The following is a 743-nucleotide window of genomic DNA, read 5'->3' on the forward strand; positions in this document are numbered from 1 at the left end:
AGACCGAACGGGTCAACGTGATCGCGTACTTGCGCACACTCAGCGACAAGCCGATTCCGCTGCCCTGAACCCCTACCCTGGTCCCTCCCCAGTATCGCCCCTTTGTAAAAGCGCACTGGGGAAGCCCTGCCAATGCCAGCGCGCAAAAGAAGCCTTTAACGCTTATTCAATTTATCTATTTTAGAATGTGCTAATGCGCTTCTCAATCCTGCTTTTTGGCTGGGCAGCATTTTTCGGTTGGGATTTCGCCGCCAATGATGGCCAAACCATTATTGGCCTTGGCGTGCGAGTTGCCAGGCTATTCCACCTCTCCGGGCTCATTTGAAGTTAGGACGACGTCAGCGCTTCTTCACCTTCGGCGTGATCTCCTCGACCCGCACCTTGTCGCCGATCTCCCTTAGCGAGCGGGTATGTCCGAGGCAGGCTCGTCGAGAAAGGCCCCTGCCCCTTTTTACTAGCTCTCGACGAGCCGTGCGCCGCTTACCCCCGGACGGCAAACGCTGTCGCAGTCTGCCTTGATCGTCAAGCGACTGTTCTGTTCGCGTGTTCGTTAGCTCAATCAGGTTGCGCTAATGTCACATTCGGTGGACGCGTACGCGTGCGCGCAACTGCAAGCCGTCTCATTCACCCTTCCGCCGTTTCAATTTCGGCATGATCTCCTCGATCCGCGCCTTCAAGCCGTCCTGGGCCATCGCCACCGGTGACGACGCCCATTCCGAACGCAATCGAGAATATCTTGATCC

Annotated in this window: 1 protein-coding gene; it reads left to right on the forward strand. The window is 56.7% G+C overall.

The features are described from left to right. Window positions 1–193 precede the first annotated feature (193 nt). Window positions 194–325, forward strand: coding sequence for a hypothetical protein (locus EOA22_RS39665; protein WP_276327777.1), 132 nt, complete (start codon window positions 194–196; stop codon window positions 323–325). The last annotated feature ends 418 nt before the right edge of the window (window positions 326–743 follow it).

The sequence above is a fragment of the Mesorhizobium sp. M7A.F.Ca.US.014.04.1.1 genome (genome assembly GCF_003998745.1).
Taxonomy (GTDB): Bacteria; Pseudomonadota; Alphaproteobacteria; order Rhizobiales; family Rhizobiaceae; genus Mesorhizobium; species Mesorhizobium ciceri.